Source organism: Streptomyces hyderabadensis (genome assembly GCF_020404845.1).
Lineage (GTDB): Bacteria > Actinomycetota > Actinomycetes > Streptomycetales > Streptomycetaceae > Streptomyces > Streptomyces hyderabadensis.
Genome location: NZ_JAIOJZ010000013.1, coordinates 25,456 through 46,473, shown reverse-complemented (window position 1 = coordinate 46,473; position 21,018 = coordinate 25,456). Strand labels below are relative to the sequence as shown.

Sequence of the window (21,018 nt, the reverse complement as noted above, 5' to 3'; positions counted from 1 at the left end):
AGGGGGAGGGGCCGTGCCGGAAAGACTCAGAGGGCCCCGGCGCCGAGTGGCGCCGGGGCCTGTCCTCCCCTGTGCTGACCTGGAGCCCCGAGCTCTCAAGGTCAATCCCCTCGGACCGATTTCCCCGAGCGGTCCGCCTCCCGTTGAAGATCTCCCCTGGGCGGCGGCGATCAATCCCTGAGCGGTGTCACTCGAATGAGGGGTGTTGCTCGGCGGGACGGCTATTTCGAATGGGTATTCGATAAAATCGGTACCCTGCACGGCAGGCAGGACACGGTTCACAGGACCGGCCCCGGCCCGCGAGGGCGGGCGGGTCCGAGCGGAGCTTGGGGGTGCCAGGACCGATGGCGCGGCGCATCGACGTGACCGGCGCGGGTGGCGTACGCCTCGCGGCCTGGGAGTTCGGCGACCCTCCCAAGACGGACCGGGCGCCCGACCCGTCCACGTCCCCGTCCGCCTTACCGTCCCCGCCCGCGTCCCCCGCCGCGTCCGGCGGGGCCGACCTGCCCGGAGTGCTCTTATTGCACGGCCTGATGGGCCGCGCCTCGCACTGGGCCCCCACGGCCCGCTGGCTCTCCGCCCGCCACCGGGCCGTCGCCCTCGACCAGCGCGGCCACGGCCGCAGCGACAAGCCCCCGCGGGCCTCCTACACCAGGGAGGCCTACGTCGAGGACGTCGAGGCCGCCCTGGAGCAGCTCGGCCTCGGCCCGGCCGTCCTCATCGGGCACGCCATGGGCGCGCTGACCGCCTGGCAGCTCGCCGCCAAACGCCCCGACCTGGTCCGCGGTCTGATCATCTGCGACATGCGGGCCTCCGCCCTCGGCGCCGCCTCCCAGCAGACCTGGACCGAGTGGTTCCGTGCCTGGCCTGTCCCCTTCGCCACGCTCGCCGACGTCCGCAAGTGGTTCGGCGAGGACGACCCGTGGGTGGAGCGCCCGAACCCGGCCCGCGGCGAGTTCTACGCCGAGGTGATGGCCGAGTCCCCGGACGGCTGGCGCCCCGTCTTCGACCCCGAGCAGATGCTGCGCTCCCGCGAGACCTGGGTGTACGACGCCCACTGGGAGGAGCTGGCCCAGGTCCGCTGCCCCACCCTGGTCGTACGCGGCCTCGACGGCGAGCTGGGCCGCGCCGAGGCCCAGGAGATGGTCCGCGTCCTGCCGGACGGCCAGTACGCGGAGGTCGCCGACGCCGGCCACCTCGTCCACTACGACCAGCCGGAGGCCTGGCGGACGGCCATCGAGCCCTTCCTGGACACCCTCCGGGACGCCTGAGCACCCCCGGGACACCTGAGCCCCTCCGGGACGCCTGAGCGCCCCGGCAGGGCCCGTCACCCCTTGCTGACCGCCGTGAGGATCTCCGGCAGCCGGTCCGCCGTGCGCGGCGCGGCCAGCCGCAGGCCCAGCAGGGTCAGCGCCGCGCCGTACACCGCGCCGACCGGCAGCAGCACCCAGCCCGGGTCCCCGGCGCCCTCGCGCACGTTCAGCCAGATCGTCAGCGCGATGACGGGCGCGCACAGCAGGGCCGCGCCGATCATGCCGCCGAAGATCGACACCCAGGCCAGCCCGACCTGACCGGGGGCGACGTTCTTGTACCCGTCCTGCGGGATGGAGTACGGGAAGCGTGCCGACGTCCACGCGCCGGTCGCCAGCATCGCCCCGAGCAGCGCGAAGGACAGGCCGAGCGCCTCGGGCAGGGCCCGCCAGTCGTCGAGCATCGCGGTGGTCAGCACCGTGACGAGGGTGGCGTACGGCAGCGTGACCAGCAGCAGCGCCAGCGCACGCGCCCGCAGCTCGACGTAGGCGTCCCGGGTCGAGGAGATCGTCATCGCGACCATCCAGAACGCGGACGTGTCCTGCCCGAACTGGTTGTACATCTGGATGCCGAGCATCCCGGCGGCGAAGCAGGCGAAGTAGACCGAGCCGGTGCCCTGCCAGGCGTTGAACACCGGCACGATCAGACCGATGGCCAGCGAGGTCACCCACGCCGCCTTGGTCTTCGGGTCCCGCCACACATAGCGCAGGGTGCGTTCCATGGTGGTGCCGGTACGGCCGGCCGGCAGCCACCGGGCGAGTCCGGCCGAGTCGCGCTCGCGCACCGCCTCGGTGTGGCTCTGGATCGTGGAGCCGTCGGGCGCCGTCATCAGCCGCGTCAGGTGGCGGGCCCACACCCGCAGCAGCAGCCCCAGCGCGGCGGCGGTCAGCGCCAGCTGGGCCAGTGCGGTGCCGTACGCACCGTCGCTCGCCGCGTCCATCGCACCGACCGCCGACGCGGGCGGCACCCAGCGCACCACGTCGGCCACCGGGTCCAGCTCGCCCAGCCCCGACGAACCCAGCCGCTGCGCGCCGAAGTTGACGAGCTGCGCGCCGACCGCGACGACCAGCCCGCTCAGCACCGCGAGATCGCGCCCCTTGCGGCTGGTCAGCAGCCGTACGTTGGCGGCGGCCACGGACCGCGCCAGGGTCACGCACACCAGCAGCGCGAGGACCGCGCCGACGACCCCGACGGCGTACGCCGCCCCGCCGTGCGCGACCGCGACCACGGAACCGGCGAACATGCACAGCGTGAACAGCGGCCCGATGCCCACCAGCGAGGAGGCGAGCAGGGCCCGCACCAGGGGGCCGGGCCGCAGGGGCAGCATCACCAGCCGGGTGGGGTCGAGCGTCTCGTCGCCGCCGGGGAAGAACAGCGGCATCACCGCCCAGCCCAGCGCGAGCACCGCGGCGAGCAGGACGATCAGCGAGTCCGCGTGCGCGTACCCGCGCAGGGCGATCAGGCCGATCAGCTGGAGCGCGGCGAAGAGCAGCACGACGACGACCGAGGCGATGTAGGCCGCCCGCCGCCCGCCGGACTGCCGCAGCCCGTTGCGCAGCAGCGACAGCTTCAGCCGTACGAAGACGGACGTGAGGGACGCGCCGGAGGAGACCGGTGCGGCCGGTGTTTTCGGTGCGGCCGGTGCGGTCCCGGCGCTCATCGGGAACCGCCGCCCAGCCAGTCCAGGTCCGACCCGGCGTCCCGGCCCTGCGCCCCGACGAGTTCGAGGAAGGCCTCCTGCAACGAGGCCGCCTCGCCGCGCACCTCGGCGAGCGTCCCGGTGGCCCGGATGCGTCCGGTGGCCATGACGGCCACCCAGTCGCACAGCGACTCCACCAGCTCCATGACGTGGGAGGAGAAGACGACGGTGGCGCCGGAGGCGGTGTAGCGCTCCAGCACGCCCCGGATGGTCTGCGCGGAGACCGGGTCGACGCCCTCGAACGGCTCGTCCAGGAAGAGCACTTCCGGGTTGTGCAGCAGCGCGGCGGCCAGGCCGATCTTCTTCCGCATGCCGGTCGAGTAGTCGACGACCAGCTTGTGCTGGGCCCCGGCCAGGTCGAGCACGTCGAGCAGCTGGGTGGCCCGCTTGTCGACCTCCTCGCCGGGCAGCCCGCGCAACCGCCCGGTGTAGCCGAGCAGTTCCCGTCCCGACAGCCGCTCGAACAGCCGCAGCCCCTCGGGCAGCACCCCGATCCTGGCCTTCACCTCGGCCGGATCGCGCCACACGTCGTGCCCCACGACCTCGACCGAGCCCTGGTCCGGCCGCAGCAGCCCGGTCACCATGGAGAGCGTGGTGGTCTTCCCGGCCCCGTTCGGCCCGACGAGCCCGATGAACTTCCCGGCCGGCAACTCCAGATCGATCCCGCCCACGGCGACCTGCTGCCCGAACCGCTTCCAGAGCCCCTGAACCCGCACGGCGCTGCTACTCACCACATCTCCCTCCGTCGAGTTGAAGCCTACGGGGGAGCAACGCCGGTAAAGAGGCGCGGGGAACCGCCCGAAAAGCCACGCTCGGCCGGTACCCGCCGGATCACAGCACCCGGCACATGAACAGGCGCCCCTAACGATCCCGACCGCACGCATACGCCAACGGCGAGATCAGCTCCTCCACATCCGGCAGCCACCGATTCGCAGCCGTCGGCCGGCAGGCCCACTGCACCGCCCCCGCCGACCCGAACCGCGTCGGCGGCGCCGCCACGTACGCCCCTTCCCCGAGCACCACCAGATCAAGGGCCCGGGGCGACCACCCCAGCCGCCGCACCAGGTCCGGCACCTTCACCCCGGCCCCGGGAAGCACGAAGAACCGCATCCGCCGGTCCGGCGCCAGCGTCACCGGCCCCAGGGTCAGCTCCATCCGCTGCATCCGCGCCAGGGCCAGGAACCCGGCGGTCTCGGGCACGTCGATCGCGTCGAACGTCCGCCCCGTGGGCAGCAGGATCGACGCCGTCTGCTGCTTCTGCCACATCCGCCGGGCGCCGGTCGCGCTGCCGGTCGCCTGCGCCGCCCAGTCCTCGCGCGCCGGGTGCGCGCCCGGGGCGGCGCACGCCGCATCGCCGCAGGAGCAGCGCTGCGCCCCGTCGGCGGGCACCAGCCAGGTGCCGGGAAACACGTCCCAGTGACGCTCCTCGGCGTAGCGAACGGCGGTCTCCAGCAGCGAGGTGCCGCGCTGCTGCGGGATCTGGGCGGCTTCGGTGCCGGGGATGGTCTCTTCCACGTCGATCTCAACTCCCGTGCTCACCGGGGGTTACGGGCGCCCTGCGCGCGGGGGAGGTGCGTCGGCGCCGCATTCGGGGCGCATGGGTGCATACGCGGGGGCGCGCAGGAGGATTCACCGCGGGAGCTGGGTAGCCAGCACTGGGGCCGGCACCGGCCGTTACCCCGGCAATCCTCGTAAGCATTGCAAGCTTCGCAAGTCTCGCATTGTCGGCACATCGACTGGGCATTGATCTTCACGGCCGGATTCGTCGCGTTTCGTCGAGCGATCCGCCGGGACAGCATCGAGACCGCATGAGACCGCATGGGGGTTACGCCATGGCCGCAAGGCCTCTCGTCGCGCGGCAGCCGAACGAACGACTGCAGGCGCTCATTCAGGAAGCGGGCTGCTCGAACGCGGGCCTCGCCCGCCGGGTCAACGTGTGCGGGGTCGAGCACGGTCTCGACCTGCGGTACGACAAGACCTCCGTGGCCCGCTGGCTGCGCGGACAGCAACCGCGGGGCCGGGCACCGGCGATCATCGCCGAGGCGCTCGGACGCAAGCTCGGCCGCACGGTCACGATCGACGAGATCGGCATGGCCAACGGCAAGAACCTCGCGTCCGGTGTCGGCCTCCAGTTCTCGCCGACGGTACTGGGGGCCATCGAGCAGGTCTGCGAGCTGTGGCGCAGCGACGTGGGGCGCCGGGACTTCCTGTCCGGTTCCTCCGTCGCGGCCTCGGCGCTCGTCGAGCCCAGCCGGGACTGGCTGATCTCCGCCCCCGACCCGCAGGTGTCGCGGTCGGCGGGGCCGCGGGTGGGGCAGTCCGACGTGGCGGCCGTGCGGGCGATGACGCAGGCGCTGGTGGACCTGGACCACCAGTACGGCAGCGGGCACGTGCGGCCGGTCCTCGTGCACTACCTGAACAGCGTCGTCTCGGGGCTGCTGGCCGGTTCCTACCGGGAGGCGGTGGGGCGGGACCTGTTCGCCACGGTCGCCCGGCTGACCGAACTGGCCGGGTACATGGCCGTGGACACCGGCCAACCCGGGCTCGCCCAGCGGTACTACATCCAGTCGCTGCGGCTCGCGCAGGCGGCCGGGGACCGCGGCTACGGCGGGTACGTCCTCGCCGCCTCCATGAGCCACCTCGCCGCACAGCTCGGAAACCCGCGCGAGATCGCCCAGTTGGCGCGGGCCGCGCAGGAGGGCGCACGCGGGCGGGTGACGCCGCGCGCGGAGTCGATGTTCCACGCGGCCGAGGCCCGCGGCCACGCCCTGCTCGGCGACGTACGGGCGGCCCACGAGGCGGCGGGGCGGGCGGTCGGCGCGATGGAGTCGGCCGATCCGGCCTCCGGCGACGACCCGGTGTGGATCGCGCACTTCGACGACGCCTACCTCGCCGACGAGTTGGCGCACTGCCACCGGGACCTGGGCCAGGCGGACGCGGCCGCCCGCTACGCACGGCAGTCCCTGGACGGGCACCCCGAAACCCGGGCGCGCAGGCGGGCCATCGGCCATGTGCTGTTGGCCACGGCGCAGGTGCAGCAGCGGGAGATCGAACAGGCCTGCAACACGGCGACGAAGGCGGTGGAACTGCTGGAGACGCTGCGCTCGAACCGGGGCGCCGAGTACCTGGACGACTTCCAGGCCCGGCTTGAGCCCTACCGGGAAGAAGCCGTGGTCAGGGAGTTCGGCGCCCGGCTCGATCTGCAGGCCGCCGCGTGAACGGCGGGGGTGCGCCTGCGTGAACACGCGTGAAACCGCGCCGCGGTGAGCGGAAAGGGACATCAACAGCGTGCCGCGGCCCGGTTTTGTTACTGCTGTCACAGGGAAGGAGTTGACGCCCCGGGCGGCGTGGCAGCGGGCTCGGGGGACCCGGTAGCGTGAGCCGACGATTCCGAAGGTCCCCCATTCGTAGGAGTCCCGGTGACGCAGAGTGGACAGGGCGAGGAGCCCTCGGCGCGGCAAGCGCGCGAAGGCATCGTGCTGCCCTCGGACGGTGGCGAACCCCTGCTGCCCGGTCTGGCCGGCACTCCCGTCGGCCCGCAGACCGGCGGCCCGGCGCCCGCCTCGGCGCCGCCCGGCGGCCAGGCCTGGGACCGGCCCTGGGGCCCCGACCAGCAGCAGAGCCCGTCCGCCGGCCAGGGCTGGCCGACCCCGCCCGGCGCCCAGCCGTGGGGCGCCGCGCAGTCCCCGCAGCAGTCCGCGCCGCAGCCGGCGCCGCAGGCCTGGCCCGCGCAGGGCGCCCCGGCCCCCGCCCCCGGTGCCCTGCCGCCGCAGGCCGGACCCGGCCCGCTGCCGCCGGAGAGCGCGCAGCCGCCGTCGTACGGGGCCCCGGCGGGCGACCCGTCCTACGGCGCGCAGCCGGCGTACGGGCAGCACCAGCAGCAGCCCGTGCCCCAGCAGTACCAGCAGCATCAGCAGCACGGCGGGGGTGCCGCGCCGCTGCCGCCCGCCGACGAGGGCGCGACGCAGTACATACCGCACATACCGCCGGCGCCCGCCGACGAGGGCGCCACCCAGTACCTGCCGCCGGTCCCGCCCGCGGGTCCGGGCGCGCTGCCGCCGGAGAGACCCGCGCAGCCGCACGCCGCGGAGTCGACGCAGTACCTCGGCCAGGCACCGCACTACGCCGCGCGGCCCGCGGCCGGGCACCAGCCCCCGCCCGCCGCACCCGCACCCGCGCCCAATCCCGACGCCGAGGCCACGCAGTACATCGCGCCCGTGCCCGGCGGCCCCGCCGGGGCCCCGTTCGGTGCCGGGCCAGGCGCCGACGAGGGGCGGCAGCCGCCCGCCGAGTTCGACAACCTCTTCCGCGGCGCGCCCGGTGCCGACGGCCCGGCCTCGGCCACCCAGCAGATGCCGCGCTTCGACGCGCCGCAGTCGCCGTACCCGTCCGACCAGCCCGGGTACGCCCCGCAGGGCCCGGGCGGCGGCGGTGGCGGCGGCAGGCGGCGCGGGAACGACGACGGCGGAGGCGGCCGGGGCGGGCGCTCCGGTTCCCGGGTGCCGCTCCTGGCGGCCGTCGGCGTGGGCATCGTCGTCGTCGGGGTCGGCGCCGGCGCGATGATGGCCGGCGGAGGACAGGACGAGGACAAGGGCGGCAACCAGACGGTGTCCGCCACGGCCCCCGCCTCCGAGTCCGCGTCCGCGCCGGCCTCGCCGTCCGTCGACCCGGCCCGGCAGCAGGCCGTCGAGCTGGACAAACTGCTCGCCGACAGCGGCACCGGCCGCACCACGGTGATCAACGCGGTGGGCGACGTGAAGACCTGCGACAACCTGTCCCAGGCGGCCAAGGACCTGCGCGAGGCCGCCAAGCAGCGCAGCGGGCTGGTGGACAGCCTCGGCAAGCTCTCCGTGGACCGGCTGCCGCAGCACGCCGAGCTGACCGCCGCGCTCACCAAGGCGTGGCAGGCCTCGGCCTCGGCCGACAACCACTACGCGGCCTGGGCCGACCGGACGGCGGGCAAGAAGGGCTGCAAGAAGGGCAAGGCCGTCACCCAGCCCTCGGCGGCCAACCGGGAGAGCGGCACGGCCAGCAAGGAGAAGGCCAAGGCCGCCAAGCTCTGGAACGCCATCGCGAAGAAGTACGGCCTGACCGAACGCCAGCCGACCCAGCTGTGACCGGTGGCCGGACCGGGGCCCGTACCGTGGCGGGCCTCGGCCGTGCCAACGACCCCGTGGCGGGCCCGGCTAGGCCACGTCCGCGTTCTGCAGGGTGCGGGTGGTGTCCACGGCGCCCTTGCGGGCCGAGACCAGGCGGCCGTCGCGGACGACCTGGAGGGTGACGTCGGCGTTGACCAGGCGCGGGAAGCCGACCGAGGCCAGCTTGTCGGCGAACGTCCACCGCAGGTCGGGCGTGAGTCCGCCGGTGGTGACCTCCAGGCCGCCGTCGAGGGCCCGGCGTACGGTGTCGGCGCTCACCTCGCCGTCGCCGAGCGACTCGACGACCTCCTTGAGCACGGTGTACGCGATCCAGGTGGTCTGCACCCCGGCGTCCGCCGCGTCCACGTCGTTGTTCCCGAACGCCTGCTCCTTGATCAGCTGCTTCAGCCCGTCCCAGGCCGGGTCGCCCACCGAGGGGTACCAGCCGGTGACGTACGCCCCCTCGTAGGGCCCGGACGCCCCGCCGCTCGCGTTGATCGTCGTCTGGTCGACGCTGCCGAGCACGGTCGCGGTCCGTACGTCGGGGTGGTCCTCGCTCGCGCGCCGGAAGGAGTCCATGAAGGTGCCGGTGCGGTCGCCGAGGACGGGCACCACGCACCCCGGCTCGCCCTGGCCGGTGCCCTCGCGCGCCAGCGCCCGCCCGGACTGGTCGTCGTACGAGGTGGCGTCCTCCGCCGCCCGCTGGTCGTGGGCCCGCTCGTGCCCGCCCGAGGTCAGCCCCGAGTCCAGCAGCACGGGCAGCTGGTCGCCCGCGATCGTGTCGGGGCGCACCAGGGTGACCGGCCCGCAGGAGTCGGCGAGCGCGCTGCCGAGCCCCGCGAGCAGTGCCGGCTGGCCCCCGTTGACCGGGTAGGACAGCGGACTGGTGAACTCCGTGTTGGTGAGGCCGTATCCGCCGATGTACGGGATGCGGGCGCCCTCCAGGACGGGGAAGAAGGAGTCGGCGTACTGGCTGTAGGAGCCCACGACGGCGACCGCGTTCTCCTTGACGGCACGGCGGGCGCACTTCGCGGCGGCCACGCTGTCGTTGTGGTCGTTGCAGGTCAGCACGTTGAGCTTGCGGCCGCCGAGGCCGCCCTGGGAGTTGACCCAGCGGGCGTAGGCCTGGGCGAGGGCGGGCATGCCGGGCTTGTTGGTCGCGCCGGTGTCCTGCGGCGCCCAGGTCATGACGGTGATCGGGGCGTCGCCCCCGGAGCCCCCCGTGGCACCGGGGACGACCCCGCAGCCGACGGCGAGTGACGCGCACGCCACCAGCGCGCCCGCGGACAGGACGCCGGTGCGGGTGGCCCGGGAGCGGCCGCGGAGGCCGCCGGGGAGAGTGCTGCGGGTGGGTCGCCTGCCGGTCATGTACCCGCACGATTCCGTCACCCGGCCAACCTGGGAGTGACCTGCGGTCAACGCGTGGTGACGCGGAGGTGAATTGCGGGCGCCGGAGGGAGGCGGACAAGAGGAACGTAGGATCGACGATCGTGCAAGGTTCGGAGAACTCTTCCCGTCGCGGCCGTCGCTCCTCCACCATGGGCGGCATGCCACTCAACGACATGCCGTGGTGGCGCTGGCGCAGCCAGGTGCGCTCCGCGCTGCACATGCTCTCCGCCCCCGCCTTCCAGCGGGACGTCTGGCTGGCCGGCGTCGACGGCTACGGGGACGTCACCGACGCGGTGTACCGCCTGGTGGAGGACACCTGGCTGGACCACTGGTCGGCCGAGAAGTACGTGGGCACGGTCTTCCGCGACTCGCAGGAGGCGGCGCTGGTCGACACCGCCGTGCTGCGGGTCCTGCGGATCATGCACCAGGTGGGGCCGGACGCGCCGGTGACCGCGTACCTGGAGCACGCGGACTGGCCGGAGGCGGTGCGGGCGGCGCGCGACGCGCACGTACGGCTGGCCACCAGCGACGGCGAGGACCCGGACGCGGCGCCGCGCACGCTCGAGGTGCTGCAGATCCTGACCCGGTCCGCCTGAGCCGGTCCGCCTGACGGGACGGCACGCGGTCCGGGTGGCCGGATATGGGACCCTGTGCTGCATGAACGCGCAGTCCTCCGCCGCCGTCCCCTCGGCCGACGCCCCGGCCGACCAGTACGTCCTCACCCTGTCCTGCCCCGACAAGCAGGGCATCGTGCACGCCGTGTCGAGCTACCTGTTCATGACCGGCTGCAACATCGAGGACAGCCAGCAGTTCGGGGACCACGACACGGGTCTGTTCTTCATGCGGGTCCACTTCTCGGCCGGTGAGCCGGTGACCGTGGACAAGCTGCGCGCCAGCTTCACCGCGATCGGTGACGCCTTCCACATGGACTGGCAGATCCACCGGGCCGACGCGAAGATGCGCATCGTGCTGATGGTGAGCAGGTTCGGGCACTGCCTGAACGACCTGCTCTTCCGGGCGCGGATCGGCGCGCTGCCGGTGGAGATCGCGGCGGTGGTGTCCAACCACACCGACTTCGCCGAACTGGTGGGGTCCTACGACATCCCCTTCCACCACATCCCGGTGACGAAGGACACCAAGCCGGAGGCCGAGGCCCGGGTCCTGGAGATCGTGCGCGAGGAGAACGTCGAACTCGTCGTGCTGGCCCGCTACATGCAGGTCCTCTCGGACGACCTGTGCAAGGCGCTCAGCGGGCGGATCATCAACATCCACCATTCCTTCCTGCCGAGCTTCAAGGGCGCGAAGCCGTACCACCAGGCGCACGCGCGGGGCGTGAAGCTGATCGGTGCGACGGCGCACTATGTGACGGCCGACCTCGACGAGGGGCCGATCATCGAGCAGGAGGTCGAGCGGGTCGGCCACGACGTCACGCCGGACCAGCTGGTGGCGATCGGGCGGGACGTGGAGTGCCAGGCGCTGGCGCGGGCCGTGAAGTGGCACGCGGAGCGGAGGATTCTGCTGAACGGCCGCCGGACGGTCGTCTTCGCCTAGCGGGGCGGGGGTTCGGTTTCGCGGGCGGCTGCGGGTGCGTCGTGGCTTGTCGCGCAGTTCCCCGCGCCCCTGAAGGGGCGTTCACTGCACGTCCCTCAAGGGGCGCGGGGCTGTGTTGAATATGCGGCTCCGCCGCGTGGGCGCGAGCAATCACACACCACCCGCAGCCGCCGACGAAACCGCAACCGCCCCCTACAACCGGCTCAAGCTCGCCGCAGCGAACAGCACGTCGCGGATCGCCTCCCGGTCCCCGACCTGACCCGCCACCGCCTCCGCCGGAGGCACATGGCCCGCCGCCAGCCGGCAGAACTCCACGCCGTCCAGTGCGACGTGGGCCACCTCGTGGTCGGCGGAGCCCACCGCGCCGGGGGAGTCCAGCGGGATGAGCCACTCGCCGCCGCCCGAACCCTCGATCTCCAGCCGCACGCTGCGCCCCGGCTCGCCCGCGGCGACCAGGTGCGGGCGGCCGCCGGGCGCGGCCAGACCGGCCCGGCGACGGGCCGCGAGGACACCCGGCAGCATCCGGGCGGCGAGGTCGATCATGCCGTTGAGATGGCGCGCGGACGGCGGCTCGTACGGGTAGTCCACCGCCTCGGCGATGTCCTCCGCGTGCACCCAGCACTCGAACGCCCGGTCCAGCATCGCGTCCCGCAACGGCAGCTCGAAGTCGCCGTAGGAGACCGGCATCCCGCCCGCGTCGCCGGTGAACGCCACCGTCCGGACGATGCTGTGACTCTGCTCACGCCAGGGCGCCCGCACCGCGCGGGTGGGCGGGTAGTGCGAGGCCCGCCAGTAGGCCTCCGTGCGGGCGGCCGGTGCGCGGGTGGGCGCGGTGATGTCGCCCAGCGGGTCGTCGAGGCCCAGGGTGACCGCGACCGTCCCGTCGACCGTCAGCAGGTGGGCGATGACCCCGGCGACGGTGGTCCGGCGGCTCGCGGTGCCGTCGTCCTCGAACCAGCGCAGCCGGACCGGGGCGTGCCACTCGGCGTCCCCGAAGTCCTGGAGCAGCGCGTCCAGGCGGGCGGTCTCGGCGTCGTAGGGGGTGGCCCACTCGGGCACCGGAATGCGGGGCGGACGCCGCTCCAGGCACCCCTCCAGGACCCGGGTGCGCAGCGCCGGGTCCAGGTCGAGGCTCTCCGGCCGCTGGAGCAGGGTGACGGCCTCGCGCAGCCGCAGCGCCTCCTCGGCGCAGGCCTCGCACTGACCGAGGTGCTCCTCGACGGCCGCCGCCTCCTGGGCCGAGCAGGCGGCCAGCGCCCACGCACCGAGCAGTGACGTCAGCACCTGGTGCTCCAGTGCGAGGGCCGGCTCGGGCAGGGGCCGCCCGCCGTCCTCGACGGACGCGCGGGGCAGCGGTATGCGCGGCCCGGTGCCGGTGCCCGCCCCGTCGTCGTCCCCGGGCCCCTCGGGCCCGTCGTTCTCGTCGTACGCCTTCATGCCGCACCCCCGTACTCCGGCGGCGCGCCGGGCGGGCGCGGGGCGGCGCCGGCGTCGCGGGCGGTGGCCAGGAGCTGGAGGCCCAGGCGGAGCCGGCGGCGGGCCTCGTCCTCCGTGACGCCGAGGTCGGCGGCGGTCTGGCGGTAGTCGCGGCGCTGGAAATAGGCCAGCTCCAGCGCGGCGCGCAGCGGGGCCGGCATGGACTGGACGATGTAGTCGGCGCGGGCGGCGACCGAGGCGTGCCGGACCTTGGTCTCCAGCTCCTCCGCAGTGCCCGGACCGCCCCGGACGAGGGCCGCGGTCTCGGTGGCGCGCAGCCGCTGGACGGCGAAGCGGTGGGTGAGCGAGGCGATCCAGGTGCGCAGCGGGCCCTGCCGGTGGTCGTAGGCGTCCGGGTGCTCCCAGACGTGCGCGAAGACGTCGCGCGTGATGTGGTCGGCGGCCCGCTCGTCGTCGAGCACGCGGTGCGCCAGGCCGTGCACCAGCGAGGCGAACCGGTCGTACAGCTCACCCAGGGCGGCGGCCTCGCCACGGGCGAGCCGCTGCTGCATCTTGCGGTCCCAGCGCAGTGGTGCGTTCCTCTTCGCCATGCGGTCCCTCCACCCCCTCCTCGGTCCCAGCCTGCGGCCGCCCTCTCCCCGAATGTAGTCGGCACGTCCGACAGCGCACGCCCCTTTGTTCCAATGCGCGCCCCCGACCGGCCGGAGGTGATATGTGCCTCCACTACCCTCTAACGAGCGACCAAATTCGATCGAACAGGATCGAAACCGTCTGAAACAAGCCACTTCCGACCGGCTTCCGTTTCCGTCACGGCGTTTGCGGGAACGGCCGGTGGGCAGGCGCGCCGCCAAGAAGCGAAGGCATGGCTTCCGTTTCGGGTGAATGCCCGAGGGTTCCAGACGTTCCGACGAATGAAGGGCATGGTGGTGACGTTCAACGTGACCGGCGGCGAGCGGGGCCAGTGGGCCGTGCTCCAGGTGTCGGGCGAACTGGACCTGGTGACGTCACCGGTGCTGCGGCAGCGCGTGCACGACGAGGTGGCCGAGGGACGGCACAGCCTCGTCCTGGACCTCTCCGACGTCCTGTTCTGCGATTCCAGCGGGGTCGGGGTGCTCATCGCGTCCCGGCGGCTCATCCGCTCCTGCCAGGGCAGGCTGCGCCTGATACTGCCCGCCCAGGGTGCCGTCGACGGCTCCCACGTCAACCGGGTCCTCGGCGCGCTCGGGGTGCGCCGGCTCTTCGACTGCCACCCCGACCTCGCCTCGGCGACCGGCGACGAGCCGCGGCCCCTGTCCGCGTAGTCCGCCCGACGGCGTACGCTCCCGGCGGGACGTACCCCCGAAAACCGACGTGAGGCGGCCGGAGAGACCATGGTCAACAGCGAGTACGAGCGCAGGATCGCCGCGCGGTTCACCACCTTCGACCAGGACGGCAACGGCCACATCGACCGTTCCGACTTCAGCGGGGCGGCCAAGGCCCTGCTCGCCGAGTTCGGCGTCGCCGCCCGCTCCGACAAGGGGCAGGCCCTGTACGGCGGTGCCGAGGCGCTCTGGCAGGGCCTGGCCGGCATCGCCGACCGGGACGGCGACCAGCGCATCACCCGTGAGGAGTTCGTCACCGCGGCGGTCAAGCGGCTGCGGGACAAGCCGGACCGCTTCGCCGAGATCGCCCGGCCCTTCCTGCACGCCGCGCTCGACGTCGCCGACACCGACGGTGACGGGGCGGTCACCGTCGCGGACGCCGCGCGGGCGCTGACCGCGTTCGGCGTGCCCGCGGACGTGGCCGGGCCGGTCGCCGACGCGCTCGACACGGACGGCGACGGCAAGGTGGGGGAGGCGGAGGTCGTCCCGGCCTTCGCCCGCTACTTCACCGTGCCCGAGTAGGCCGCGGGGCCCGAGCAGGTCGCCGGGCCGAGCAGGTCGCCGGGCCGAGCAGGTCACCGGGCCCGGGAGCGCGTACCGGAGGACCGCGCCCCCCGGTGTCGCGGATCGTGGCACGAGGGCGTCACGCAGCGTTGATACCGGCTCGTGTCCGCCGAGTGGCCCGTTACGGCCCGGAGTCGGCGCCACACTCCGGTACCTTGTGGGGGATGCGAGTGGTCCCGAGCGCCAGCCGTGCCGGAGTTGCCCCTGGGGCGGCCCCGGAACCGGCGGTGTGCGCCTTGCCCCGCAGGGTGCGACGGCCGTCGGGCGCAGTCTGTTCGACTCCCCGGAACGCGCGTCGCACAGTATGGCGCACGAGTACTCCTTCGCGCTGGAATATGCCCGAAGCGCTTGTTGGCGTGACTGTACGTCAACCATGCTGTCCCGCAGGGGATTCACGTTCCGTGATCCCTGCCCCGGCCGTTGTTCTGGCCATGCTGGAAATGGCTACGATCGTGGCCCTCATGAGGCGCGAGCCTTTGTGTCCGCCGGTTCGGATGGTGTGAGCGGTGCAGGTGCTTCAAGTGCAGCTGGAGGTCCGTCCAGACCCCTCGGAAGTGGGGCGTGCCCGGCGTTGGGCGCGTTCGCGGCTCGCCGGATCGGGGATACGGGCCGACGAACCGCTCGCCGAGACGCTGGTCCTGCTCGTCTCCGAACTCGTCACCAACGCCGTGGTGCACACCGGGCGTTCGGCGGTGCTGCGGCTGGTGCTGCCGGGCGCGGTGGCCGGGGAGACCGAGGAGGCCACCGTCCGCCTCGAAGTGGACGACGCCAGCGACCGGGCCCCCGTGCCGCGTTGTGCGGGCGGCGAGGCGACGGGCGGCCGGGGCCTGGCCCTCGTGGACGGCCTCGCCGACCGCTGGGGCTGGAGCCGGGAGGGCACCGGCAAGCGCATCTGGTGCGAACTGGACCGGTGCGCCGCGGGCGAGCAGGCCCCGCCGGTCTGCGGGAGCGGCGGCGGCGCGGTGGCGTACGAGGGGTTCGCGTACGAAGTGGTGTGACGGCCGTGCGCCGGGGTGTGCTTCCGTGCGCGTCCCCGGCGAAACGGGACGCAACTGCTGAAACCCTCCTCGCTGGTTGACGGATCGTGACCGTTTCCTCACGCTTGTAGGCAACGATTCGCCGCGAGGGGACGACGAGGGCTCGGTGACGGAGCCCTCGACGAGCGTGGGTCGTGTCGGCGGCGGTTCCCTCGGGGGCGACGGGAGCCGGGCGGGAGCGCCGGAGTCGGGCGGCGGCGCGTGATGCCGTGCTCGGGGCGGACACCCCGCGCCGCCGCCCGACGAGTCCGGGACGGACCCGGCTCATCCTCCACAGGCTGTGGACAACTCCGCGCGGAACGTCCGCCGGTACCCGGTCGGCGTGACCCCGAGCGCCGCCTGCAGATGCTGCCGCATCGACTGGGCGGTGCCGAAGCCGGCGTCCCGGGCGATCTGGTCGACCGAGAGCGCGGTGGACTCCAGCAGGTGCCGGGCCCGTTCGACGCGCTGCCGGGTGAGCCACTGGCCCGGACTGACGCCGACCTCCTCGCGGAAGCGCCGGGTGAAGGTGCGCACCGACATCGACTCCTGGGCGGCCATGTCCCGCAGCTGGATCGGCTCGTGCAGGCGGCCGAGGGCCCAGGCGCGGGCCCCCGTCGTGGACGACTGCTGCGGATCGGGCACCGGCCGCTCGATGTACTGCGCCTGCCCGCCGTCCCGGTGCGGCGGCACGACGGTGCGGCGGGCCACGTCGTTGGCGACGGCGGTGCCGTGGTCGCGGCGCACGATGTGCACGCACAGGTCGATCCCGGCCGCGACCCCGGCCGAGGTGAGCACGTCACCGTCGTCCACGAACAGCACGTCGGCGTCCACCCGCACGGTCGGGAACAGCCGCTGGAAGTGCTCGGCGGAGGCCCAGTGCGTGGTCGCCGGACGGCCGTCCAGATATCCGGCGGCGGCCAGGACGAACCCGCCCGTGCAGATCGCGACCATCCGGGTGCCGGGCCGCACGAGGGCCAGCGCGGCGGCCAGTTCCCCGGTGAGCTCGCCCTGCTCGTAGACCGGGCCCAGCTCGTAGGAGGCGGGGACCACCACCGTGTCGGCGGTGGCCAGGGCCTCGGGGCCGTTGGCGACCAGGATCTCGAAGTCGGCGTCCGTGTCGACCGGGCCGGGCGGGCGGACCGAGCAGGTGACGACCTCGTACAGCGGGCGCAGGTGCTCGTCGCGGGCGAGGCCGAAGATGCGCTGTGCGATGCCGAGTTCGAAGGGGAGCAGGCCGTCGAGGGCGAGGACGACGACACGGTGCGGGCGGTCGGGGGCGCCGGGGGGCTCGGGGGTGCGGAGGGTGCCGGGGGTGCCAGGGGCCATGGCCCGATCCTAGCGAATGCTGTCCTTCGGGCCACTCGTTCGGGCGGGGCCCGGTGCGGAGACTCAATGACGTGACCCAGACAACCGACGCCGCCACAGCCGCTTCCGAGGAACAGCCGCAGCCCACCCGGCCGAACCGTCGCACCCGCGTGCACCGCGCCTGGTGGGTCGCCGCCGTCACCTTCGTGACGATCATCGGAGCCGCCGCCTTCCGCTCCCTGCCCGGCATCCTCATCGACCCGCTGCACCAGGAGTTCGGCTGGTCGCGCGGCACGATCGGCGCCGCCGTCTCCGTGAACCTCGCCCTCTACGGGCTGACCGCCCCCTTCGCCGCCGCGCTGATGGACCGCTTCGGCATCCGGCGAGTGGTCGCCGTCGCGCTGCTGGTGATCGCGCTCGGCTCCGGCCTGACCGTGTGGATGAACTCCGCCTGGCAGCTCATCCTGTGCTGGGGCCTGCTGGTCGGCCTCGGCTCCGGCTCGATGGCCCTGGCCTTCGCCGCCACCGTCACCAACCGCTGGTTCACCGAGCGGCGCGGCCTGGTCACCGGCGTCCTCACCGCCGCCTCCGCCTCCGGACAGCTGATCTTCCTGCCCCTGCTGTCCTGGATCGTCGAGACGTACGACTGGCGCCCGGCGGCCGTCACCGTCGCCCTCGCCGCGCTGGCCGTCGTCCCCTTCGTCTGGCTCCTGCTGCACGACCACCCGGCCGACGTCGGCCAGAAGCCGTACGGCGCCCAGGAGTTCGTGCCCAAGCCCGCGCCCGTCCCCGGCGCCGCCCGCCGTGCCCTGACGGTCCTGTTCTCCGCCGTGCGCACCGGCCCGTTCTGGCTGCTGGCCGGGAGCTTCGCGATCTGCGGCGCCTCCACCAACGGCCTGATCCAGACCCACTTCGTGCCCGCCGCCCACGACCACGGCATGCCGATCACGGCGGCCGCCTCGCTGCTCGCCGTCATCGGCGTGTTCGACGTGGCCGGCACGATCGCCTCCGGCTGGTTCACCGACCGCTTCGAACCGCGCCGCCTGCTCGCCGTCTACTACGCCCTGCGCGGCGTGTCCCTCCTCTTCCTGCCCATGCTGCTGGCGCCGAGCGTCCACCCGCCGATGGTCTTCTTCATCGTCTTCTACGGCCTCGACTGGGTCGCCACCGTCCCGCCCACCCTCGCCCTGTGCCGCGAGCACTACGGCGACGACAGCGCGATCGTCTTCGGCTGGGTGCTCGCCTCCCACCAGGTGGGCGCCGCCCTCGTCGCCTTCCTCGGCGGCGTGGCCCGCGACCACTTCGGCTCCTACGACGTGGTGTGGATCGCCTCCGGCGCCCTGTGCGCGGCGGCGGCCCTGATGGCCCTGGTGATCCGGCGGCGTCCGGCTCCGGTGGCGGTGCTGTCATGAGCAGGTCGTAAGGTGCGGGCATGGGGCGGGGGAAGACGGGCAAGCCCGGTGGCCGGCGCCCAGTCCGGCCGAACGACGACTGGAACCGGGCCGCCGCGCTGTGCGCGGGGCAGCTGCCGCTGGTGTGGCTGGCGTGGTGGTTCGCCCTGCAGGCGGGCACGGACGACTACGGGTACGGCGACGCCTACCTCGGCATCTGCTGCGTGCCGGTGCTTCTGCCGCTGGCCGGGCTCGTGCACGCGACCCTGCAGATCACGCCTGCGGCCGCCCTGGCCGGCCTGCGGCCCGCTGCCCTCCGCGGCCCCGAGTGGGCCTGGCACCTGGCCTTCTCCGTACTGATCGGCGCCGGGTGGTCGGTACTGGGACGCGTGCTGTGGGGGTGGCCGCTCGGCGACACCCTCCCGTGGTTCGCCGGGGCCGGGGTCCTGCCGGTGCTGGCCCTCGACCGCCTGCGCGGACGGCCGTGGAGGGGGCGGCGGGTCTGGCTCGGTTCGGCGGTCGGGGGCTTCGTCCTCTTCGTCGGGTGCGGGATACCGGCCGCCGCCCTGGCCGACCGGTACGAGCCCCCTCGGCTGTCCGCAGGGCAGCTCGCCGGGGACTGGCACGGCGCGCACGGCAGTGTGCTGCGGCTGTCCCCGACCGGAAGGGCCGAGCTGACCCGCCTGCCGACCCGAGGGGGCGAGGACGAAGAGGGTGACTTCTCCCTCTGCGACGGAACCGCCACGTGGACGCTGGAACGGGACAACGAGTTCCTGGACACCGACCGCGACGGCGTCCTCCTGCGCCCCGCCGGCGCGTGCGGCGGGGAGACGTACTGGACCGTCGGCGGCACCGAACGCGACCCCGAACTCTTCGTGCTCTTCGGCGACCCGGACGCCGGTGACCTGCGCATCCTCACCCGCGACTAGCCCGGCAGCCGCGACACGCTCGCCGCCTGCCGCTTCGCGACCGCCCCGGCGATCCGCCCGGCGTCGAGCGCCAGCTCGCGGAGCATGCCGCTGATGGGATTGGTGAACCCGGTGAAGTACAGGCCGGGTGCCGCGCCCGGGGTGCGCCCGCCGTGCACGACCGGGCGCCCGGTGCCGTCGAGGACGCCGAGGTGCCCGACCAGCCCCTCCAGGCCCCGCCGGTACCCCGTGGCCGCGATCACCGCGTCCGGGGCGATGCGGGTGCCGTCGGCCAGCAGCACCTTGCCGTCCTCGAAGCCGTCCACCGCGGCGACGACCTCCACCCGGCCGGAGCGCACCGCGTCGATCAGGCCCACGTCCTGCACCGGGAGGGCACCCTCGGCCACCCGGCTGTAGAGCCCGGTGCCGGGGCGCGGCAGCCCCTGGGCCGACAGGTCGGGCACGCTGATCCGGGCCAGCGGCCGGGCCAGCCGGTCCACCAGCGCGACCGGCAGCCGCCGGCACAGGATCCCGGTGTACTGGGCGGCCCACCCGGCGGTGGAGCGGCGGACGACGTGCGGCGCCGTGCGCATCGCGAGCCGCACCCGGGCGGCCCCGCCCTCCACCAGGTCCACGGCGATCTCGGCGCCGGTGTTGCCCACCCCGACCACCAGGACGTCCCGGCCGGTGTACGGGGCCGGGGCGCGGTAGTCGGCGGCGTGCCGGAACTCGCCGGTGTAGGTGTCCCGGCCGGGCCAGTCCGGGACGCGCGGGGTGTGGTTGTGGCCGGTGGCGACCACCACCGCGGCGCCGGTCAGCTCCCGGCCCCCGGAGGCGTGCAGCAGCCAGCCGGTCCCGTCGGGCGCGGGCTCGACGCGGAAGACCTCGACGCCGGTGACGATCTCCAGCTGGTGGTACTCGGCGTACTTCTCCAGGTACCGCACCACGTCGTCCCGGGCCACCCACCGTCCGAAGCGGCGCGGCATCGGCAGGCCGGGCAGCGACGAGAGGCGGCGGGTGGTGTGCAGCCGCAGCCGGTCGTAGTGGCGCCGCCAGGAGGAACCGACCAGGTCGGCCCGTTCCAGGACGACGGCCCGCAGACCGCGGGCGCGCAGCGCGTGGGCGACCGCGAGACCGCCGGGACCGGCGCCTATGACGTACACGGGTCGGCCCGCGGGGTGGGCGGGCCGCTGCGGTGCAGCGGACGCTGTGGAGTCGGCCATGCGGCGAGCGTAATCGCGCCCTCCGTTGATGGGTCTCGGTCAAGACCGGAATCGGTTGCGGATCGGTCACGACCGGGACCGGGTCGGCTTGAATGGTCCGATGGCCCACACACGCATGCTCACCCTCGACCCCTCCCTCCCCCGCACCGAACCGCGCGGACACGGCCTGCGCCTGACCGCCTGGGACGCCGGCTCGGACGCCGACGCGCAAACGTGGCTGCGCGGCCATCTGGACCCCGACTTCCGGCGCTGGAACACGCCGCTCAAGCTGTGGAGCGACCTCGCCGGGGCCCGCGAGTCGCTGCGCGGACGGGCCCGGGACGCGGCGGACGGCAGGTCGGCGTCGTTCCGGATCACCGACGAGGACAGCGGTACGGCGCTGGGGCACATCGGCCTCGGCGAGATCAGCAGGCAGCTGAAGACGGCCCGGGTCGGCTACTGGGTGCTGCCCGAGGCCCGGGGCCGGGGCGTCGCCACCCGGGCCCTGCTCCTCGCCTCCCGCTGGGCCTACGCGGAACTCGGCCTGCACCGCCTGGAACTGGGCCACGCCGTGGGGCACGACGCCTCCTGCCGGGTCGCCGAGCGCAGCGGCTACCGCGCCGAGGGGACCCTGCGCGAGGCGATGTTCGAGGCCGGCCGGCACGACGCGTTCCGGGACGTGCACCTGCACGCGCGGCTGGCGACGGACGAGGAGCCGGCGCCGCCCGGCGCGCGGTGAGCGC

At 74.0% G+C, this 21,018-nt stretch carries 19 protein-coding genes; 11 read left to right on the top strand and 8 right to left on the bottom strand.

Going from position 1 to position 21,018, the window contains the following annotated elements; all coding sequences use genetic code 11:
* Window positions 1-344 precede the first annotated feature (344 nt).
* A complete protein-coding gene (locus tag K7854_RS12600; RefSeq protein WP_226026629.1) occupies window positions 345-1,271 on the top strand; it encodes an alpha/beta fold hydrolase in 927 nt (308 codons plus the stop codon).
* Between the two features lie 56 nt (window positions 1,272-1,327).
* Here the strand turns inward: K7854_RS12600 and K7854_RS12595 are convergent, their stop codons facing one another.
* The 3 genes from K7854_RS12595 to K7854_RS12585 all read right to left on the bottom strand — a co-directional run bounded on the left by K7854_RS12595 (window position 1,328) and on the right by K7854_RS12585 (window position 4,525).
* On the bottom strand, window positions 1,328-2,971 hold the full coding sequence (locus tag K7854_RS12595; RefSeq protein ID WP_226026530.1) for a transporter: 1,644 nt from the start codon (window positions 2,969-2,971) through the stop codon (window positions 1,328-1,330).
* A complete protein-coding gene (locus K7854_RS12590) occupies window positions 2,968-3,744 on the bottom strand; it encodes an ABC transporter ATP-binding protein (RefSeq protein WP_226026529.1) in 777 nt (258 codons plus the stop codon). Before K7854_RS12590 ends, K7854_RS12595 begins: the two co-directional genes overlap by 4 nt.
* 127 nt (window positions 3,745-3,871) lie before the next feature.
* The gene (locus tag K7854_RS12585) at window positions 3,872-4,525 is read right to left on the bottom strand and encodes a bifunctional DNA primase/polymerase (protein ID WP_226026528.1); all 654 of its coding nucleotides are present in this window, start codon (window positions 4,523-4,525) and stop codon (window positions 3,872-3,874) included.
* A gap of 317 nt (window positions 4,526-4,842) precedes the next feature.
* Here K7854_RS12585 and K7854_RS12580 point away from each other — a divergent pair, with 317 nt between their 5' ends.
* Together K7854_RS12580 and K7854_RS12575 are read left to right on the top strand one after the other, a co-directional pair.
* The gene (locus K7854_RS12580) at window positions 4,843-6,228 is read left to right on the top strand and encodes an NsdA family TPR-like regulatory protein (protein WP_226026527.1); all 1,386 of its coding nucleotides are present in this window, start codon (window positions 4,843-4,845) and stop codon (window positions 6,226-6,228) included.
* A 201-nt stretch (window positions 6,229-6,429) separates the two neighbouring features.
* A complete protein-coding gene (locus K7854_RS12575; protein ID WP_226026526.1) occupies window positions 6,430-8,127 on the top strand; it encodes a hypothetical protein in 1,698 nt (565 codons plus the stop codon).
* A gap of 69 nt (window positions 8,128-8,196) precedes the next feature.
* Here the strand turns inward: K7854_RS12575 and K7854_RS12570 are convergent, their stop codons facing one another.
* Entirely contained in the window at window positions 8,197-9,516 is a 1,320-nt protein-coding gene (locus K7854_RS12570; RefSeq protein WP_226026525.1) for an ABC transporter substrate-binding protein, read from the bottom strand.
* A 170-nt stretch (window positions 9,517-9,686) separates the two neighbouring features.
* Between K7854_RS12570 and K7854_RS12565 the strand changes: the two genes are divergently transcribed.
* Window positions 9,687-10,133 (top strand): SCO4402 family protein, encoded by a 447-nt coding sequence (locus K7854_RS12565; RefSeq protein ID WP_226026524.1) that lies wholly within the window; start codon window positions 9,687-9,689, stop codon window positions 10,131-10,133.
* Between the two features lie 61 nt (window positions 10,134-10,194).
* Window positions 10,195-11,088, top strand: coding sequence for a formyltetrahydrofolate deformylase (purU, locus tag K7854_RS12560; protein ID WP_226026523.1), 894 nt, complete (start codon window positions 10,195-10,197; stop codon window positions 11,086-11,088).
* Window positions 11,089-11,280: 192 nt separating this feature from the next.
* On the opposite strand, the gene K7854_RS12555 is transcribed toward purU, so the two are convergent.
* Window positions 11,281-12,525 (bottom strand): zf-HC2 domain-containing protein, encoded by a 1,245-nt coding sequence (locus K7854_RS12555; protein WP_226026522.1) that lies wholly within the window; start codon window positions 12,523-12,525, stop codon window positions 11,281-11,283.
* Window positions 12,522-13,115: a sigma-70 family RNA polymerase sigma factor gene (locus K7854_RS12550; protein ID WP_226026521.1), complete on the bottom strand. Its 594-nt coding sequence runs from the start codon at window positions 13,113-13,115 to the stop codon at window positions 12,522-12,524. The genes K7854_RS12555 and K7854_RS12550 overlap by 4 nt, the downstream gene beginning before the upstream one ends.
* 330 nt (window positions 13,116-13,445) lie before the next feature.
* On the opposite strand from K7854_RS12550, the gene K7854_RS12545 reads away from it, so the two are divergent.
* From K7854_RS12545 to K7854_RS12535, 3 genes are all read left to right on the top strand, one after another.
* Window positions 13,446-13,826: an STAS domain-containing protein gene (locus tag K7854_RS12545; RefSeq protein ID WP_003974572.1), complete on the top strand. Its 381-nt coding sequence runs from the start codon at window positions 13,446-13,448 to the stop codon at window positions 13,824-13,826.
* A gap of 69 nt (window positions 13,827-13,895) precedes the next feature.
* Entirely contained in the window at window positions 13,896-14,408 is a 513-nt protein-coding gene (locus K7854_RS12540) for an EF-hand domain-containing protein (RefSeq protein ID WP_226026520.1), read from the top strand.
* A gap of 563 nt (window positions 14,409-14,971) precedes the next feature.
* Window positions 14,972-15,448 (top strand): ATP-binding protein, encoded by a 477-nt coding sequence (locus K7854_RS12535; RefSeq protein WP_226026628.1) that lies wholly within the window; start codon window positions 14,972-14,974, stop codon window positions 15,446-15,448.
* 303 nt (window positions 15,449-15,751) lie between these two features.
* On the opposite strand, the gene K7854_RS12530 is transcribed toward K7854_RS12535, so the two are convergent.
* Complete coding sequence (locus K7854_RS12530) at window positions 15,752-16,795, bottom strand: GlxA family transcriptional regulator (protein WP_226026519.1); 1,044 nt, start codon at window positions 16,793-16,795, stop codon at window positions 15,752-15,754.
* Between the two features lie 71 nt (window positions 16,796-16,866).
* On the opposite strand from K7854_RS12530, the gene K7854_RS12525 reads away from it, so the two are divergent.
* Together K7854_RS12525 and K7854_RS12520 are read left to right on the top strand one after the other, a co-directional pair.
* Window positions 16,867-18,186, top strand: coding sequence for an MFS transporter (locus K7854_RS12525; protein ID WP_226026518.1), 1,320 nt, complete (start codon window positions 16,867-16,869; stop codon window positions 18,184-18,186).
* Between the two features lie 20 nt (window positions 18,187-18,206).
* Window positions 18,207-19,094: a hypothetical protein gene (locus K7854_RS12520; protein ID WP_226026517.1), complete on the top strand. Its 888-nt coding sequence runs from the start codon at window positions 18,207-18,209 to the stop codon at window positions 19,092-19,094.
* Here the strand turns inward: K7854_RS12520 and K7854_RS12515 are convergent.
* Window positions 19,091-20,296 (bottom strand): flavin-containing monooxygenase, encoded by a 1,206-nt coding sequence (locus K7854_RS12515; protein WP_226026516.1) that lies wholly within the window; start codon window positions 20,294-20,296, stop codon window positions 19,091-19,093. The two genes, K7854_RS12520 and K7854_RS12515, sit on opposite strands and share 4 nt — an antisense overlap.
* 100 nt (window positions 20,297-20,396) lie before the next feature.
* Here K7854_RS12515 and K7854_RS12510 point away from each other — a divergent pair, with 100 nt between their 5' ends.
* Window positions 20,397-21,014, top strand: coding sequence for a GNAT family N-acetyltransferase (locus K7854_RS12510; RefSeq protein WP_226026515.1), 618 nt, complete (start codon window positions 20,397-20,399; stop codon window positions 21,012-21,014).
* Window positions 21,015-21,018: the final 4 nt, after the last annotated feature.

Excerpts from the sequence above, each read along its gene's own strand:
- K7854_RS12600 (WP_226026629.1), top strand. The coding sequence starts at position 345 with ATGGCGCGGCGCATCGACGTGACCGGCGCGGGTGGCGTACGCCTCGCG.
- K7854_RS12595 (WP_226026530.1), bottom strand. The coding sequence starts at position 2,971 with ATGAGCGCCGGGACCGCACCGGCCGCACCGAAAACACCGGCCGCACCG.
- K7854_RS12580 (WP_226026527.1), top strand. The coding sequence starts at position 4,843 with ATGGCCGCAAGGCCTCTCGTCGCGCGGCAGCCGAACGAACGACTGCAG.
- K7854_RS12570 (WP_226026525.1), bottom strand. The coding sequence starts at position 9,516 with ATGACCGGCAGGCGACCCACCCGCAGCACTCTCCCCGGCGGCCTCCGC.
- K7854_RS12565 (WP_226026524.1), top strand. The coding sequence starts at position 9,687 with ATGGGCGGCATGCCACTCAACGACATGCCGTGGTGGCGCTGGCGCAGC.
- purU (WP_226026523.1), top strand. The coding sequence starts at position 10,195 with ATGAACGCGCAGTCCTCCGCCGCCGTCCCCTCGGCCGACGCCCCGGCC.
- K7854_RS12555 (WP_226026522.1), bottom strand. The coding sequence starts at position 12,525 with ATGAAGGCGTACGACGAGAACGACGGGCCCGAGGGGCCCGGGGACGAC.
- K7854_RS12550 (WP_226026521.1), bottom strand. The coding sequence starts at position 13,115 with ATGGCGAAGAGGAACGCACCACTGCGCTGGGACCGCAAGATGCAGCAG.
- K7854_RS12545 (WP_003974572.1), top strand. The coding sequence starts at position 13,446 with ATGGTGGTGACGTTCAACGTGACCGGCGGCGAGCGGGGCCAGTGGGCC.
- K7854_RS12540 (WP_226026520.1), top strand. The coding sequence starts at position 13,896 with ATGGTCAACAGCGAGTACGAGCGCAGGATCGCCGCGCGGTTCACCACC.
- K7854_RS12530 (WP_226026519.1), bottom strand. The coding sequence starts at position 16,795 with ATGGCCCCTGGCACCCCCGGCACCCTCCGCACCCCCGAGCCCCCCGGC.
- K7854_RS12520 (WP_226026517.1), top strand. The coding sequence starts at position 18,207 with ATGGGGCGGGGGAAGACGGGCAAGCCCGGTGGCCGGCGCCCAGTCCGG.
- K7854_RS12515 (WP_226026516.1), bottom strand. The coding sequence starts at position 20,296 with ATGGCCGACTCCACAGCGTCCGCTGCACCGCAGCGGCCCGCCCACCCC.
- K7854_RS12510 (WP_226026515.1), top strand. The coding sequence starts at position 20,397 with ATGGCCCACACACGCATGCTCACCCTCGACCCCTCCCTCCCCCGCACC.